Here is a 16,236-nt window from a genome sequence, read left to right on the forward strand (position 1 = left end):
TGCCGGAGGTGATGCAGGGGACGGTGAGTCCGACGCCCGCGACGCCGAGGGCGGCGATCACGCGGCTGGTGCGACTGGACAGGCGAGTGCCGTTGGTGGGCAGCATGAAGACGCGGTCCTCTCCCACGCCTGCGAGGTGAGCTGTCGGATTCGGGCTGGAGTTGCCCGGCCGCGCGGTGAGCGCGGCTTCACCCCTAGCCCTGGACCGTTCCGGGGATCGGTCCGGGGCGACTTACCTGTGGGTCCCCCGCTCCTGCCGTGGTGCGTTATTTCGCTGCCAGGACATCCGACGGCAGGACTCGGCGTTGCGGATGAACCGGGTTCGTGTGGTCACGAACGGGGAGCACGTTAATCAGACTCAAGTTCACATAGCAAACCCTGTGATGCGCATCACGGTTTGGCGGGAACTGCTAAATGCACATTTGATCATGATGGCAAATGATCGTTTTCAAGCAATGCTGTTGAGGAATTCGACAACTGGCTCCGCTTCAGCTGAACGGTGACGACGCATCGACGCGTGGAGCGACGCACCGTGGAAAGCCGGGAGCGGGCAGCGGCCCGAGCGCCCGAGTCCGCCCGGCCCGTTTCCTTTCAAATGACACCAGAACGGACATTTCATTCCGTCACGGCAAAACGAAGGGCCCGGAGCGCAAACCGCTCCAGGCCCTTCGGTGCCCTTCGGCGCGCGCGAACCCGCGCGCGGTGTCGACTACTGCCTGGCGCGCCCCTCGGCGGCCGCGTGGGCGCCGCGAGTGCCCTCCAGGACCCCCTCGGCCTCGGCGGCGGCCGCTGCCTGCGCCTCGGCCCGCGCCAGGTCCTCCGCGGACGGCGCGGGCAGCGCGGCCAGGTAGGTGGAGGCGATCAGCTGGCCGACGGACGGGTAAGCGCCCAGCGGCGCGGCCGACGGGCAGCCGGTCTCCTCGGCGGCGGTGGCGAGCAGCTCGGAGTCCGCCTCCGGGCCGATCACCAGCGGGGCCAGCGCCGGGCGCTGGGAGCCGGTCTCCTTGAGGTGGTTGACGGCCGCGGCGACCGAGCCGGGCACGTCGAGCGCGGCGGCGACGACCGGCACGGCCAGTCGGGCGGCCAGCAGCACGCCGGTGATGCCGGCCGCGGCGGCCGCGTCCTCTCCGCCGACGGTGGTCAGCACCACGCCGTCCGCGGCGGTCGCGATGGCGAACAGCCGGGCGCGGTCGGCTCGGGCCAGACCGGCCTCGGAGAGCCGGACGTGCACGGCCTCGGCCAGCAGCGGGTGCGGGCCCAGCGGGTCGGTGACGGGCGCGCCGTACTCGGCGGCGAGCGCGTGAAGCTCGGTCAGGAAGGTGTGCGGGCCGGGCACCAGGGGCACCAGGACCGGCATCGGCAGCCCGGTCTCGGCGGCCATCGCCAGCAGCTCGGCCACCGTGCGCTCCTCGCCGCCTCCGGCCTCCGTACCGTTCCCCGGGAGGTAGCCGACCGCGGTCCGGACGCCGTTCTGCTCGGTACGGACGATCGAGAGCAGTTCCTCGACGACCGACCGGGATTCGGGCCCGGCGGTCGCGGGCACGGCGAGCACCAGGGCCGGGGCGCCGGCCGGGATCTCGGGGCGCTCGGGACGACGATGGCGCCCCCGCGCACGGGAGCCTGGAGTGCGGACGGGCAGTGGCGCGCCCGGGATGGCTGCGGTGCTCATGCCGGAGATCGTAGGACATCGGCCGGTCCGGCTTGCAGTCGGCTGCCGTACGGGTTTCACGCGATCATGGTGCGGACCCGGTGTGTCTCCGCCGCCGTTCGGGCGCTTTGCCTACAATCCGGACATTCCTCTTCGAGCCCCGCGTGGACGGTCACGGTCTTGACGTCGCCCCAGGGGGCGGGCGTTGCACCTGTGGCGCGTGAGATGTCTCACAGCTGGGGGGAGGCCTGACGGAGGGTCACGGGGACGCGACTCCCGGCATTCGAAGATCAACATTCAGCGGGGAGGTGCTCACGGCCGGTTATTGCGAGCTCGACGATTCCATGGGCTATGTCCGTTTACGTGCCGTCAGGAGAAGGGTCCGTGAAGAGTTCGCGACTGCCGGTGAAAAGCCTCCTGCACCTGCAATGTCCCGTGCTGATGCACGTGCACTGCGGCTATCATCGCGTCAAGTGAGGCGTTGTGCCGGGCCGGTACGGGGCCGGTCCGTTCGTTCGGCGGTGCCGGAGGCGCCGCGCTGGACGACAACTCCGGAGCTCTTCGGGAGATTTCTATGCACGACTCGCAGGACACGCACGGCTCGTACGACACCTACAACGGAATGGCCGCCGCCGATCTCCGGGGAGTGGTCTGGCAGAAGAGCCGGCACAGCAACTCCCAGGGCAACTGCGTCGAGTTCGCGGCCCTCCCGGGCGGCGATGTGGCGATGCGCAACTCGCGGTTCCCGGATGGTCCGGCACTCATCTACACCCGGGCGGAGATCGCCGCCCTGCTGCTGGGGGCGAAGGACGGGGAGTTCGACCACCTGGCGGTCTGACCGACCGTCGCGCTCCATCATCGGGGGGCCGTCGTGGGTGCCGACACCACGACGGCCTTTGTCTTTGTCTGATTGTCCTGCCGACCCGTCCTGCCGACCCGTCCGGCCGGCCTCGGGAGCCCGGAGAGCTCGCGGGTCCAGGGCGCCGGAAGGGCATCGCCTTGCCCTGGGGAGGGGGCCCGGGGTGTGGTCCTCCCGGGACTTCCGCGACCGGCCGCGCGCCGTCCGACACAGGGGCCGCTCCAGGCGCAGGACCTGACCGGCCTGAACCTGATACGCCTGAACCTGATCCGTTCCGAACCCGGCCTGCCCGGAGCCCGACCGCAGGGCTGCTTCCGGTCACAGGATCCGACCCAGCCGCAGGACCTGGCCCGGCCGCAGGGCTGGCCCTAGGCCGAACGCCGATGCCGTCCGCCGACGTCGACCGGGCCGTCGAGCGGTGAGCGGCCGCCGAGCTCCGGATGTCCGTTCAACGGGGCGCCGATCGACTCGGCCTCGAACATCGCCCAGACGACCTTGCCGCTGCCCAGCGGGTGCCAGCCCCAGGAGCGGCTGAACGACTCCACCAGGTGCAGTCCGCGGCCTGACTCGGCGACGAAGTCCGCCTCCCGGGCGATCGGACCGAGGCTGCTCGGATCGCTCACCGCGCAGACCACCTGGGGCGCGCGGTGAACCAGGCTTATTCGGATCGGCAGCCGGCCCTCGGGAGTCGGCTGTATGGGAAAGTCGTACTCGCCCTGGTTGCCGCCCGACGGGTCGGGTCGTGCGCCGATCGCATGCCGGAGCGCGTTGGTCACGAGTTCCGAGGCCACCAGCGCCACGTCGTCGAAGAGTTCCGTCAGGCCCCAGCGCTGGAGCGTGGTCCGGGCGAAGTCGCGCGCGGTTCTGACGGCTTCGAAGCGAGGAGCGAGCGTACAGGTGACCACATGGGGGTCAACCGCCAAAGCCGTACCGGTGCTCATGAAGAGCTCCTCCCATAAGGGGGCGGACACGGCTGGACCCGCCGGGGTCATGCCGGTCACCTCCGACTCGCTCGGCCGCTCGGCCGCCCCTCGACCAGGCGCGCGCGCACTCGAACGCCCGATGGCGCGGGGACGCCGTCGGGTCGGTGCACGGAGTCGCGCGTGGGGTCGACGCGGAGCCCGCGGGAATGCCAGGGGTGTGCAGGTGCACGTGCACCATGGTGGTGTGCGCTCACGGCAGATGCAAGAGTCGATTCACGTGCAGTCGCACTATTGGCATATGCAAACGCCGGATGCACGTGCATCCTGGTGCATGGAGTGCGGAACTGATAGGAACATCCGTCAGTATCGGCACCGTGAGCGCTCAACTGATGGCAGACTGTGCGCTGTTTGCCCTAGGTGGAGGTTTCGACCGCATGACCACAGTTCAGCCGGGCGGCGGCTCGATGGTCCGCCGGATCCTCCTCGGCTCGCAGTTGCGGCGCCTGCGTGAGGCGCGCGGCATCACCCGCGAGGACGCGGGGTACGCGATCCGAGCCTCCGAGTCCAAGATCAGCCGCATGGAACTCGGCCGCGTCAGCTTCAAGGAGCGTGACGTCGCCGACCTGCTCAGCCTGTACGGCGTGGACGACGGCGTGGAGCGGGAAGCCCTGCTCGGCCTGGTCCGCGAGGCCAACAAGTCCGGCTGGTGGCACAGCTTCAACGATGTGCTGCCGGGCTGGTTCCAGACCTACGTCGGCCTGGAGGAGGCCGCCCAGCTGATCCGCACCTACGAGGTGCAGTTCATCCCCGGACTGCTCCAGTCCGAGGAGTACGCGCGGGCGGTTTTCGGCCAGAGTCGACCGGCGATCAACGAGGAGGAGGTGGAGCGGCGGGTCAGCCTGCGGCTCCGCCGTCAGAAGCTGCTCACCGAGGGCGCCAACCCGCGGCTGTGGGCGGTCATCGACGAGGCCGCGCTGCGGCGGCCGGTCGGCGGGCCCGAGGTGATGCGCGGTCAGGTGCAGTACCTGATCGACATCGCGGAGCAGGCCAACGTGGTGATCCAGGTGATGCCGTTCCGGTTCGGCGCGCACGCGGGCGAGTCCGGGGCGTTCACGATCCTGCGCTTCCCGGAGCAGGACCTCGCGGACGTGGTTTACCTGGAGCAGCTCACCAGCGCGCTCTACCTGGACAAGCGGGACGACGTGGACGCCTACATCCAGGTCATGGAGCGGCTCTGTGTGGACAGTCTCACACCGGAGCGCACCATCGACCTGCTCGCCTCGATCCTGAAGGAGCGCTGAGCAACTGCCGTCAGGGGCCTGTGAGATCCCTCCCTCGCGAGGCCCCTCCGGCAGTCGGTCCGACCAGGCCGCCCACCCGCCGTCAGTCGCGGGCCGGCGGCCGTTCGCGTTCCGGCGGGCACGGCTGCGGCGGGAGGCCCAGCCTCCAGTCCAGGTCGTAGCGGCGGAAGAGGTCGGCCCGGATCGGCGCCAACGGGATCTCGGCGTCCGGCAGCAGCACCCCGATGCAGCCGCCCATCAGCGCACTGCGCAGCACCGCGTGCTCCGCGACCGGATCGGGTGCGCCCCAGTCCCGCAGCAGTTCCTGGAGGATGGCGCCGAGCTGCTGCTGCTCCGGGTCCTGGACGAAGGCGCCGGTGTCCGGGTCGAGGATCAGCGCCAGGTGCGAGCGCATCACCCGGGGGTGGTCCATCGCCAGCCCGAGCACGGTGTCGATCGCCCGGGCCAGCCGGGCCTCGGGGGAGGTGCCGGGCGCGAGCTCCGCGAGCGCGCCGGAGAGGGCCTGGTGCATCATCCGGTGCGTCGCGGACTGCATCAGCAGCCGTTTGCCGTCGAAGTAGTACGAGAGCAGCCCGCGGGCCAGCCCGGCCCGCTCGGCGATGTCCGTCAGCGTGGTGCCCGCATAACCGTGCTGGTCAACCAGCTCGACGGTGGCCCGCATGATGCGTCGGCGGGAGCGTTGCCGCATCTCCTCATTGACCGAATCCCCGCGAGGTGCCATCGTGTCTGCTCCGAACGTTCGTTGGCTCCGAGCCAATATACTGGCGGAGCCGACAGCCGCACCGGGGAACCGTGCCCCGACGGGCGCTGCCCGGGCGGCCGCCATGAAAACGGCCGGCTCCACCAACACGGGGGTTTGGTGGAGCCGGCGCCATGGCCTGGCGGCCCGGAGGCTCGGAGGCCGTCCGTAGTCGGAGACGGTCGGTCAGCGCTCGGCCAGGACTTCGACCCGGGCCGCGGTCGACTCTTCTGAGGCGCCATCATAGTTCGGCACTCGCACGGGAGTTGCATTCCTGCGCCGGTCCACCACAGCGCCCACCGTCGCGACCACCAGGCCGATCAGGGCGACCGCCGTGACGAACAGCAGGGCCGGTCGGTAGCCGTCCAGCTGGGCCTGCGGGCTGTCACCGCCCGCGCTTCCGGCCGTGATCATCGCCGTCGCCCCGGCCAGCACCACCGCGGTGCCGACCTGGATCGCGGTGTTCACCAGGCCCGAGGCCAGGCCCTGCTCCTCGTCGGAGACGCCGTCGGTGGCGGCGATGTTCACCGAGGGGAAGGCGAACGCGAAGCCCACGCCGAGCAGCAGCATCGAGGGCAGCACCAGGCCGACGTACGAGCTGTGCTCGTCCAGCCGCAGGAACATCGCGAACGCGGCGACCAGCGAGAGCAGGCCGATCGGCAGCAGCCGCCCGGTGCCGAAGCGGTCCACGATCGGGCCCATGAACGGTGCCGAGAGCGCGATGAAGGCCCCGGCGGGGAGCAGCCCGAGGGCCATCTCAAGAGCGGACCAGCCGAGCAGGTGCTGGAGGTAGAGGGTGACCACGAACTGGAACCCGCCGTACGCGCCGGTCATCGCGAAGGCGACCACGTTGGCGCGGGCGACCGAGCCGTTGCGGAAGATGCCGAGCCGGACCAGCGGGTGCGCGGTGCGGCTCTCCACCAGGAGGAAGGCGGCGGCAAGCGCGGCGACGACCAGCAGCGAGCCGAGGGTGCGCGGGCTCAACCAGCCGGCGCCCTGGGCCTCGGTGACGGTGAACACCAGCAGCAGCACGGCCGAGGTGCCGGTGATCGCACCCAGGATGTCGTAGCCGCCCTTGGCGCGCTCCTCGGCCGACCGGGGAAGCAGCCGGATCGCGAAGAGCAGGGCGAGCAGTGCGACCGGGACGGGCATCAGGAAGGTCCAGCGCCAGCCGACCGAGGTGAGCAGGCCGCTGAGCACCAGGCCGAGCGAGAATCCGCTGGCGCCGCAGGTGGTGTAGATCGACAGGGCGCGGTTGCGGGCCGGGCCTTCCGCGAAGGTCGTGGTGATGATCGACAGGCCGGCCGGGGCGGTGAAGGCGGCGCTGACGCCCTTGAGGAAGCGGGCCGCGATCAGCAGGCCGCCGTCGTCGACCAGGCCGCCGAGCAGCGAGGCGGCGGCGAAGACGCCCAGGGCCACCAGGAACACCCGGCGGCGGCCGAGCAGGTCCGCGGCGCGGCCGCCGAGCAGCAGCAGGCCGCCGTAGCCGAGTACGTAACCGGAGACCACCCATTGCAGGGCGGCGGTGGACAAGTTCAGGTCGGAGCCGATGGAGGGGAGGGCGACGCCCACCATGGAGACGTCCAGGGCGTCCAGGAACATGGCGGCGCAGAGCACGATCAGGGTGCCCCAGAGGTGGGGAGTCCAGTGCGGCCCACTGGTTGACGGGGCGCCAGGTGGCGTGACGGTCGCGGTGGTCATGGGGAGGACAGTACATGCACGTGCATTCAATGCAAATGAATTAGATGTGAACACAATAATTGTCTATGCACGTGCTAGGGTGGCGGCGTGGCTGAACTCGACTCCCCGGCGGAGGCCGGTCTCGTCGCGCAGTGGCGCGAGCTGCTGGCTCGGCATGCCTCCGCGTCCTGCATGCTCGATCGCGAGCTGGGTGAGCGGTACGGGCTGGGCATGAGCGAGTTCGAGGTGCTGGAACGCCTGGTCGAGGCATGCCAGGGCGGCGGGGATGCCGTGCGGGTGAACGAGCTGGCCCCCACCGTCCATCTGAGCCAGAGCGCCCTCTCGCGGCTGATCGCCCGCCTGGAGAAGGCCGGACTGGTCGTCCGGGCGATGTGCGAGAGCGACCGGCGGGGCGTCCAGCTCACCCTGACGGAGGCCGGCCGGGACCGCTACGTTCAGGCCAGGCCGCTCCATCGCGAGGTGTTGGCGCTGACCCTCGGCGACGGGATCGACCCGGCCCGTGGTGCATCCTCGGACTGACCCGGCGTCAATACTGTTTCGGTGGCGTGCTGCTGGGTTCTCAGAGCAGTGAGTGAAGCCCTGGAGCGGCGGCCAGCAGGACGACCACGGCGGGCGTGGCGAGGGCCGCGACGGTGAGCCGCAGTCGGTGCGGGACGGAGAGCCGGGGACGGCCCGCGAGCAGTCGGTCCACCCGCTTCGGGGACTGCGCCAGGCCGGGTGGGCAGGAGCCGAACACCCCGCGGTCCAGGTTGAGTTCGGCCAGCGCGAGGGCGGTGGTGTGCCGGCCGTGCCGACGGGCGGCCCGGTCGTCGGCGGCCAGCTCGACCAGCTCCGCGACCTGGTTGCGGAAGGTGCTGAACACGCCGACCCCGGGGAAACCGGAGGCGAGCGCCTGGGCGAACTGCTGGAGCCAGTGGTGTCGGGCCCGGACGTGGCCGCGCTCATGACTCAGTACGGCCGCCAACTCCCGGTCGGTCAGCTGCTGGAGGGCGCCGGTGGTGACCACCAGCCGGGAGTCCGGCCCGGGTAGTGACCAGGCCTCCGGGCGGACGTTCTCCAGCACCACCAGCCGCTCCCGGCGGCTTCGGTCGGCTTCCATACTGTCGGGCAACTCCGGTGCCCGAGTCGCCAGTTGGGCGTGCCGCCGGTGGCGAAGGGCCTTGGCCGTACGGACCTCCCGGGTGAGCGCGAGCACCGTCTGAAGCCCGCCCGCCGCCAGCACCGCGGCGCACAGCCGGCCCCAGCCCTCGGCGCCCTGGAGGCCGTACGCCGCCTCGACGCCGTGCGGTGCGCCCGCGAACAGCAGCGAGCGCAGTTCGGGCAGGGCGGCGGAGGCCGCCAGCAGCAGGGCCAGCGCGCAGCAGAGCAGCACCGCCACCACCAGGCACTGCCACACCAGCAGTGCCAGCACCGGTTCGCGCTCCGCCCAGCGGGCCCGGGCCAGCAGCCTGGGCGCGACGGTCGAGAGCAGCAGTCCGAGCAGCAGCAGGCCGATCAGGGCGGGCATCGATGGGCTCCCCGAGTACGCACGGCACGCGACAGCGCGCTCCCCGCCAACCTATGCGCTGGCGACGCCCGGTGGAACGGCTTTCGACGGGCCAGTGACCAACGCCACGCCCGGGTGAGGGTCTTGGAGTGCCGGGTGGGAGCGCCGCATGGTCGGCACATGGTGCCGCGTGGTCGTCACATGGTCAGGAGCATGGCGAACATGCCGATGCCCATGGTGAGTCGGCAGGCCTGCGGCAGGCCGGCGGTGCCCAGCGCGAGGGTGCCCGTCGGGGTGCGCAGCAGGCGACTGCCGGTCCACAGGGTGTATCCGCCGAAGTAGAGGAGGAGGACACCGGTCAGCACCGGAAGGCCCAGGGTGGCGGCGTGGTGGTGCTCGTGGCCGGAGGCGGTCGCCATCGCGAGGGCCATGTACGTCATGGCGAGTGCGCCGACCGCGTGGTGCAGCCGGTGCACTCGGCCCGCCTGGGCGTGGATGGCGGCGAGCAGGAAGGCGGTGGCGGGGAGCGCGAAGAGCCCGGCCCAGACGGTGGCCGGAACGGTGGCGCCGGTGACGGCCATCGCGGCCATCCCGAGTCCCATCAGGGCCTCGGCGGCATCGGACTCGCGGGCGAGCGGCCGGTGTGCGCCGTGCGGGGCGCAGGGGGAGTGGCGCAGCCGGAGCAGACAGGAGGAGCCGGCGCCCGCGGTGAGGAGGGCGAGGAGCCAATTGACCAGGGCGGGTCCGTGCAACGGCGGCCTCCCGGGGCGGTGGGCGCCGGAGGGCGGCGAACAGCGAACAGTGGTCGGCGAACAGACGACAGCGAACAGATGATGAAATCTGTCAGCTGTTATCTGTTCGCTGTCAGTTGTTCGCCGTTCGCCGCCCCCTCGTGCGCCCCGACGGACGTCCGGTCCACGATCACCGCCCCCGCCCGGAGGCGGCCAGGCGCGTACGGGGGCGCACAGGGGTGCCCATCGTCGCGGGAGCCCTGGCCGCGCACCGGGTCGCACACCCCGTCGAGCGCGCTCGGCCGCGCTCAGCCCCGGAGCCGCCCGCTCGGCCCCGGAGCCGCCGCTCAGCCCTGGAGCCGCCCCGAGGCGACCACCCGGCTGAGGAACTGCCGGGTCCGCTCCTCCTGCGGATCGTCGAACACCTGCTCAGGCGGGCCCTGTTCGAGCACCACCCCGCCGTCCAGGAAGCAGACCCGGTCGGCGACCTCGCGGGCGAAGCCCATCTCATGGGTGGAGAGGACCATCGTCATCCCCTGCTCCTTGAGGTCCCGCACCACCGACAGCACCTCGCCGACCAGCACCGGGTCGAGCGCCGCGGTGATCTCGTCCAGGAGCAGCAGTCGGGGCCCGGTGGCCAGCGCGCGCACGATGGCGACCCGCTGCTGCTGTCCGCCGGAGAGCCGGTCCGGGTACTCCTTCGCCTTGGCCGCCAGCCCGAGCCGGTCGAGCAGTTCCAGCGCCCGCGCCTCCGCCTCGGCCCGGGCGACCCGGTGCACCCGGCGCGGGGCGAGCGTGATGTTCTCCAGCACCGTCAGGTGCGGGAACAGGTTGTACGACTGGAAGACCACACCGATCCGGCGCCGCACGGCGTCCTCGTCCGCACGCGGATCGGTGATCTCCTCGCCGTCCAGGAAGATCGCCCCGTCGTCGATCCCCTCCAGCAGGTTGACGCACCGCATCAGCGTGGACTTGCCGGAGCCGGACGCCCCGATCAGCGCCGTCACCGAGTGCTCGGCCACGGCGAGGTCCACGTCGCGCAGCACCAGCTGGCTGCCGAAGGTCTTGCGTACCGACTCCAGTCGGAGCACCTCGTTCGACGTCACACCGCACCTCCCTGGAGCTCGCGGCGGTTCATCCGGCCGGTCAGCCAGTCGGCGAACCGGGTCAGCGGAATGGTCAGCACGATGAACACCAGCCCCGCCACCAGGTACGGCGTGAAGTTGAAGGACCGGGCCGCGATGATCTTCGCCGCGTACACCGCGTCGATCGCGCCGCCGATCGAGACCAGCCCGGTGTCCTTCTGGAGGCTCACCAGGTTGTTGATCAGCGGCGGCACCACCCGCCGGACGGCCTGCGGCAGCACCACGTACCGCATCGCCTGCGCGTTGGTCAGCCCCAGCGAGCGCGCCGCGGCCCGCTGGCTCGGGTGCACCGACTCGATGCCGGAGCGGAACACCTCCGACACGTACGCCGAGTAGGTGAGCACCAGCGCACCGCCGCCCAGCAGCAGCGGGTCGGTGGTCACCCCGGTCAGCCGCAGCGCCGGCACCCCGGTGATCATCACCAGCAGGCAGATGATCATCGGGAGCCCGAGGAAGAAGTCCACGTACGCGGTGGCCAGCAGCCGCACCGGCAGGAAGACCGGCCCGCGCAGCGTCCGCAGCACCGCCAGCAGCAGCCCGAACAGCAGGATCAGCACCCCGCAGCCAAGCATCAGCTCCAGGTTGAGCCGCAACCCCTTCAGCACCTCGGGCAGCGCCTGGCGGGCGTAGTCGAGGTTGAAGAAGGTCCGTCGAGTCACCGCCCAGCCGGGGGAGTTGACGACCAGCAGATAGAGGACGGCCGCCGTCACCAGGGTCGACGCGGTGGCGATCAGTGCCGAGCGGCGGGCACGGGAGCGCCGGTAGGCCTCGTGCGCCAGCCGCCGTTCGGACGGGCGGTAGTCGTCCTGCGCCGTCGCCGACTCGGCCGGCCTCACCTTGACCGGACCCGACGCGGCCGGCCCCACCTTGGTCAGACCCACCTCGGTCGGCCCCACCGCCGGGCCGCTCGATGTCTCCCCGTCCGCCCCGGGGCTCAGCTCGGTGCTCACTTCAGCACCGGTGCCGAGACGGCGTCGGAGAGCCACTGCTTCTCCAGCTTCGCCAGCGTGCCGTCGGCGCGCAGCGCGTCCACAGCCTGCGAGACGCAGCCGGTCAGCTTGGAGCCCTTGTCCAGCACCAGGCCGAACTGCTCGGCCTTCGCGGTCGCCTCGAACTGGCCGACCACCTGGGCCTCCGGCACCTCGGCGCCGGTGATGTAGAAGGCGGTCGGCAGGTCCACCACCAGCGCCTCGACCTGGCCGTTCTTCAAGGCCGCCTTGGCCAGGTCATTGGAGTCGAAGACGGCCGGCTGGGTGCTCGGCTTGATGGTGTCGGTGATGGTCTCCAGGCTCGTGGTGCCGATCTGCGCGCCGAGCTTGGCGTCCTTGAGGTCGGCGATGCTCTTGGCGTTCGCCGCCTTGGAGTTCTTCAGCGCGATGACGGTCTGGCGCACGTCGTAGTAGCCGGAGGAGAAGTCCACCGCCTGCTTGCGCTCGTCGCTGATGGACACCTGGTTGAGGTCGAAGTCGAAGTCCTTGGCGCCCGGCGAGGTCGCCTTGTTGAACGGCGCGACCACCCAGCTGACCTTCTCCTTCGGGTAGCCCAGCTTCTCCGCCACGGCGTAGGCCACGGCGGACTCGAAGCCCTTGCCGTTCTCAGGCTTGTCCTCGGAGAACCACGGGTCGTACGCGGGCTTGTCGGTGCCGATGGTCAGCGTCCCGGCGGTACGCGTCGCCAGCGCCCCGGGCGCGCAGCTCGCCGCGGCCCCGGCCGTGCCCGAGGCGCCGGAGGCGGCGTCGGACTTCGAGTCCTGCGGCGCGCAGGCGGTCAGCGCGGCCGCGGCGGCGACCAGCAGGGCGAGGGGCAGTGCGGCGGACGGCTTGCGGATGGTCATGGTGGGGCTCCAGGGAAGGACCGGCGTGGGGGAACAACAGGGAGGGGCGCGGGAGGGCCGTGACCGGGCGACCCGCGACCCGGCGGGTCACTTCCCCCGGGTGGCGGTGTCGGAACACACGCGGCATGGTCGGCGTACGGGCCCGCGTCCGCGGCGCCCCCCGGGCCGGACCGGCGGCAGCCGGAATCGGCGGCGAGCGGTCAACAGCAGCGGCGATGGCGGCAGCGGAGGCCGCGCGCGCGACAGCAAGGGCCGACGTGCCGACGGGAGGGCACCCGGAATGGGTTGTCGTGGCCTTCGGCCACCGTGATCACCGCCGGGAGCATGCGGGGAGGTTCGCATCAGAACGGCACATCTGTCCAGAACATCCAGATCACTGTCCACATGACGGACAGCAGGCTTCTCGCCGAAGGAATCGGCGCCAGGGCGGCGGCGCGCCGGAACTTTGTCGGCCCGGACCCTCTTGAACAGGAGAACCTTTCGTACTTATGGTGTCCCCGTTGAAATAACTCCTGTCGAAGTGAGTCCACGATGCAGAATCTTTCGCCAAGGCTCGCTGTGGCGGCCGACGCCCCGGTCTCGACCCTCGCCGGCCACCCGGCCTGGCTGCGCCTGAAGGAGGCCGTCGAGACGCTGCGCCCGCTCCAGTCCAAGGACGGCTCGATCGACCTGGCCGCCGTCCAGCGGCACACCGTCGACCCGCTGGTCGCCACCGTCCGTGACGCCGTCAAGGAGCTCGCTCCGAACTTCCCGCACGACGCCGCCTACCTGGCCGCCGTCGACGCGGACCTCGCCAAGTGGGCCGACACCGGCTACCGCGAGCCCGACTTCCTGGACTCGCTGCTCGCCTTCCACCCCGCCGACCAGCGCGAGGACGGGCTTGAGCACCTGGTCGTGTTCCCGATGTACACCCAGAACGGCAACCCGGACCGCAACCTGGAAGCCGTCCTGCTGAGCGTCGTGTGGCCCGACTGGCTGGCCGAGCTGGAGCGCACCCGCTTCGACAACCCGATGTTCGTGCCGATCACCTTCACGGACTTCACCGCCGGCTACGACACCAACTCCGCCGTGCTCTTCCCCGAGACGGTCGCCGTGCGCAAGGCGCCGGAACGTTTCACCTGGGGCGGCATCTTCTGCGACCGCGAGGCCGCCCGCTTCCGCGCCGTCACCACCAGCGCCGTCCAGCAGCTCGGCCTGGAGATCCCGGCCGACGCCGAGGGCCTGCTCCAGGACCAGCAGCGCGCGCAGGAGACCTTCGTGCTGTGGGACCTCATCCACGACCGCACCCACAGCCACGGCGACCTGCCGTTCGACCCCTTCATGATCAAGCAGCGCAGCCCGTTCTGGATGTACGGCCTGGAGGAGCTCCGCTGCGACCTCACCACCTTCAAGGAGGCGGTGCAGCTGGAGGCCGAGGGCAACCCGCACGCCCGCGACGTCCAGTACGCGGTCCTCTTCGACCGCCTGTTCCGCTTCCCGGTCTCCGGCGACCGGGTGCGCAACTACGACGGCATGGGCGGCCAGCTGCTCTTCGCCTACCTGCACAAGCACGACGCGCTGCGCTGGCGCGACAACCGCCTCAGCATCGACTGGGAGCGCGCCCCGAAGGTCACCAACGCGCTCTGCGCCGAGATCGAGACCCTGTACCGCGACGGCATCGACCGGCCCAAGTCGGCCCACTGGATCGCCGCCTACGAGCTGGTCTCGCGCTACCTCACCCCGCACCCGGCCTCCACCTGGGCCAAGGGCCCCGAGGCCCTGCCGCTCGACATCACCGACGGCAAGGCCCTCAACAAGGCCCTGTGCGACGCCGTGGTCCCGGACGAGTTCCCGCTGAGCATGTTCTACGAGGCCCTCAACAAGAAGCTGAGCGGCGTCATCGCCGCCACCGCCGGCATCACCGGCACCGGGATCCAGGGAGCCGCCGCGTGACCACCTCCACCAACGCCCCGCTGGCCGGCAAGGTCATCGCCGTCGCCGGAGCCAGCGGCCCGGCCGGGCGCGCCGTGCTGCGCCGCCTCACCGCCGACGGCGCCACCGTGATCGGCGCCGACATCGACGCCCAGCGCCTGGAGTCCGCCCTGGAGGCCACCCGGGTGGCCGTCCGCGGAGCCAAGGTCAGCGGCCAGGTGATCGACCTGCTCGACCCGCAGGAGGTCCACGACTGGGCCGACCACCTGGAGTCCGAGCACGGCCACGTCGACGGCCTGTTCCACCTGGTCGGCGGCTGGCGCGGCGGCAAGACCTTCTTCGACACCCGCCTGGACGACTGGGACTTCCTGCACGACACCGTCGTGCGCACCCTCCAGCACACCTCGCTCGCCTTCCAGCCCGCGCTGGTCCGCAGCTCCGCCGGCCGCTACGCGATGATCTCCGCCGCGGCCGCGCACAAGCCCACCGCCGGCGGCGCCGCCTACGCGGCCGCCAAGGCCGCCACCGAGGCGTGGACCCTCGCCATGGCGGACTCCTTCAAGAAGGAGACCACCGACCCCGACGGCGAGCCCACCGCGGCAGCTGCGATCCTGGTCATCAAGGCGCTGGTCAGTCCCGAAATGCGGGCCGAGAAGCCGGAGGCGAAGTTCGCCGGCTTCACCGACACCGCCGACCTCGCCGGCCACCTGGCGGGCCTCTGGGACCGCCCCGCAGCAGAACTGAACGGACAGCACCTGTGGCTGACAGCCCGATGACCGACCTCACCCGTACGGACGCGGTACGGCGGCACGACCCCGCCGTCCGCGGCTTCGCCAGCGACAACTACGCCGGCGTGCACCCGGAGGTCCTCGCCGCGATCGCCCTCGCCAACGGCGGCCACCAGGTCGCCTACGGCGAGGACGACTACACGGCCCACCTCCAGGACGTCTTCCGCCGCCACTTCGGCGAGAAGGCCGAGGCCTACCCGGTCTTCAACGGCACCGGTGCCAACGTGGTGGCCCTCCAGGCGCTGCTCCCGCGCTGGGGCGCGGTGGTCTGTGCGGAGTCGGCCCACATCAACGTGGACGAGGGCGGCGCCCCGGAGAAGATGGGCGGCATCAAGCTGCTCACCGTCCCCACCCCGGACGGCAAGCTCACCCCCGAACTGCTCGACCAGCAGGCCTGGGGCTTCGGTGACGAGCACCGTGCCCAGCCGCTCGCGGTCTCCATCACCCAGAGCACCGAGCTCGGCACCCTCTACACCGTCGACGAGATCCGCGCGATCACCGAGCACGCCCACCAGCTGGGCATGCTCGTCCACGTGGACGGCTCCCGCCTGGCCAACGCCGCGGCCTCGCTCGGCCAGCCGCTGCGCGCCTTCACCACCGACGTGGGCGTCGACGTGCTGTCCTTCGGCGGCACGAAGAACGGCCTGCTGTTCGGCGAGGTCGTGGTGGTGCTCAACCCGGAGCGGGTGCGCAACATCAAGTACCTGCGCAAGACCTCGATGCAGCTCGCGTCGAAGATGCGCTTCGTCTCGGTCCAGTTCGAGGCGCTGCTCTCCGGGGACCTGTACCTGCGCAACGCCGGCCACGCCAACGCGATGGCCGAGCGTCTGGCGGCCGCGGTCCGCGAGATCGAGGGCGTCGAGCTGGTCCGCCCGGTCCAGGCGAACGCGGTGTTCGCGATCCTCCCGCGAGAGGTGAGCGAGCGGCTCCAGAAGCGCTACCGCTTCTACTTCTGGAACGAGCACACCGGAGAGGTGCGCTGGATGTGCTCCTTCGACACCACGGAGGCCGACATCGACGCCTTCGCGGCGGCCATCGCCGAGGAGATGGGCCGCGCCTGACGGTGCCGGAACAAGATCGTCCCGCCCTGCGCCAGCAGGGCGGGACGATTTGCATGTGGCGGGCCGGTGCCCGTACAGTTCCGGAGTCGCCGCGGGAGACCGGGGCGAC

General features: G+C 71.1%; 15 protein-coding genes and 1 riboswitch. Of the genes, 6 read left to right on the forward strand and 9 right to left on the reverse strand.

Annotation, left to right across the window (positions count from 1 at the left end; translation table 11 throughout):
* Positions 1–113 precede the first annotated feature (113 nt).
* A riboswitch (cyclic di-AMP (ydaO/yuaA leader) is annotated at positions 114–276 on the reverse strand.
* Positions 277–709: 433 nt separating this feature from the next.
* On the reverse strand, positions 710–1,669 hold the full coding sequence (locus QWJ13_RS16165) for a sirohydrochlorin chelatase (RefSeq protein ID WP_316525228.1): 960 nt from the start codon (positions 1,667–1,669) through the stop codon (positions 710–712).
* A 553-nt stretch (positions 1,670–2,222) separates the two neighbouring features.
* Here QWJ13_RS16165 and QWJ13_RS16170 point away from each other — a divergent pair.
* Positions 2,223–2,486 carry a DUF397 domain-containing protein gene (locus tag QWJ13_RS16170; protein ID WP_316525231.1) on the forward strand — a complete coding sequence of 88 codons (264 nt, stop codon included), beginning with the start codon at positions 2,223–2,225 and terminating at the stop codon, positions 2,484–2,486.
* 389 nt (positions 2,487–2,875) lie between these two features.
* On the opposite strand, the gene QWJ13_RS16175 is transcribed toward QWJ13_RS16170, so the two are convergent.
* Complete coding sequence (locus QWJ13_RS16175; protein ID WP_316525232.1) at positions 2,876–3,448, reverse strand: ATP-binding protein; 573 nt, start codon at positions 3,446–3,448, stop codon at positions 2,876–2,878.
* A gap of 416 nt (positions 3,449–3,864) precedes the next feature.
* Here QWJ13_RS16175 and QWJ13_RS16180 point away from each other — a divergent pair, with 416 nt between their 5' ends.
* The gene (locus QWJ13_RS16180) at positions 3,865–4,731 is read left to right on the forward strand and encodes a Sco1979 family transcriptional regulator (protein WP_316525233.1); all 867 of its coding nucleotides are present in this window, start codon (positions 3,865–3,867) and stop codon (positions 4,729–4,731) included.
* Between the two features lie 82 nt (positions 4,732–4,813).
* On the opposite strand, the gene QWJ13_RS16185 is transcribed toward QWJ13_RS16180, so the two are convergent.
* Complete coding sequence (locus QWJ13_RS16185) at positions 4,814–5,419, reverse strand: TetR/AcrR family transcriptional regulator (protein ID WP_316525234.1); 606 nt, start codon at positions 5,417–5,419, stop codon at positions 4,814–4,816.
* Between the two features lie 237 nt (positions 5,420–5,656).
* A complete protein-coding gene (locus tag QWJ13_RS16190; RefSeq protein WP_316525235.1) occupies positions 5,657–7,171 on the reverse strand; it encodes an MFS transporter in 1,515 nt (504 codons plus the stop codon).
* 87 nt (positions 7,172–7,258) lie between these two features.
* Between QWJ13_RS16190 and QWJ13_RS16195 the strand changes: the two genes are divergently transcribed.
* Complete coding sequence (locus tag QWJ13_RS16195) at positions 7,259–7,690, forward strand: MarR family winged helix-turn-helix transcriptional regulator (RefSeq protein WP_316525237.1); 432 nt, start codon at positions 7,259–7,261, stop codon at positions 7,688–7,690.
* 40 nt (positions 7,691–7,730) lie between these two features.
* On the opposite strand, the gene QWJ13_RS16200 is transcribed toward QWJ13_RS16195, so the two are convergent.
* The 5 genes from QWJ13_RS16200 to QWJ13_RS16220 all read right to left on the reverse strand — a co-directional run bounded on the left by QWJ13_RS16200 (position 7,731) and on the right by QWJ13_RS16220 (position 12,367).
* Entirely contained in the window at positions 7,731–8,678 is a 948-nt protein-coding gene (locus QWJ13_RS16200; protein WP_316525238.1) for a M56 family metallopeptidase, read from the reverse strand.
* A 176-nt stretch (positions 8,679–8,854) separates the two neighbouring features.
* On the reverse strand, positions 8,855–9,409 hold the full coding sequence (locus tag QWJ13_RS16205; RefSeq protein WP_316525239.1) for a DUF5134 domain-containing protein: 555 nt from the start codon (positions 9,407–9,409) through the stop codon (positions 8,855–8,857).
* A gap of 326 nt (positions 9,410–9,735) precedes the next feature.
* On the reverse strand, positions 9,736–10,494 hold the full coding sequence (locus QWJ13_RS16210; protein ID WP_316525240.1) for an amino acid ABC transporter ATP-binding protein: 759 nt from the start codon (positions 10,492–10,494) through the stop codon (positions 9,736–9,738).
* Positions 10,491–11,369, reverse strand: coding sequence for an amino acid ABC transporter permease (locus QWJ13_RS16215; protein WP_316525985.1), 879 nt, complete (start codon positions 11,367–11,369; stop codon positions 10,491–10,493). Before QWJ13_RS16215 ends, QWJ13_RS16210 begins: the two co-directional genes overlap by 4 nt.
* A 110-nt stretch (positions 11,370–11,479) precedes the next feature.
* Positions 11,480–12,367 (reverse strand): ABC transporter substrate-binding protein, encoded by an 888-nt coding sequence (locus tag QWJ13_RS16220; protein WP_316525241.1) that lies wholly within the window; start codon positions 12,365–12,367, stop codon positions 11,480–11,482.
* A gap of 531 nt (positions 12,368–12,898) precedes the next feature.
* Here QWJ13_RS16220 and QWJ13_RS16225 point away from each other — a divergent pair.
* From QWJ13_RS16225 to QWJ13_RS16235, 3 genes are read left to right on the forward strand one after another with little or no spacing between them, the layout of a single operon-like run.
* Entirely contained in the window at positions 12,899–14,299 is a 1,401-nt protein-coding gene (locus tag QWJ13_RS16225; protein ID WP_316525242.1) for a DUF6421 family protein, read from the forward strand.
* The gene (locus QWJ13_RS16230) at positions 14,296–15,054 is read left to right on the forward strand and encodes an SDR family NAD(P)-dependent oxidoreductase (protein ID WP_316525243.1); all 759 of its coding nucleotides are present in this window, start codon (positions 14,296–14,298) and stop codon (positions 15,052–15,054) included. The genes QWJ13_RS16225 and QWJ13_RS16230 overlap by 4 nt, the downstream gene beginning before the upstream one ends.
* Complete coding sequence (locus QWJ13_RS16235) at positions 15,051–16,127, forward strand: threonine aldolase family protein (protein WP_316525986.1); 1,077 nt, start codon at positions 15,051–15,053, stop codon at positions 16,125–16,127. The genes QWJ13_RS16230 and QWJ13_RS16235 overlap by 4 nt, the downstream gene beginning before the upstream one ends.
* The last annotated feature ends 109 nt before the right edge of the window (positions 16,128–16,236 follow it).

The sequence above is a fragment of the Kitasatospora brasiliensis genome (assembly GCF_032654805.1).
GTDB classification, from domain to species: Bacteria; Actinomycetota; Actinomycetes; order Streptomycetales; family Streptomycetaceae; genus Kitasatospora; species Kitasatospora brasiliensis.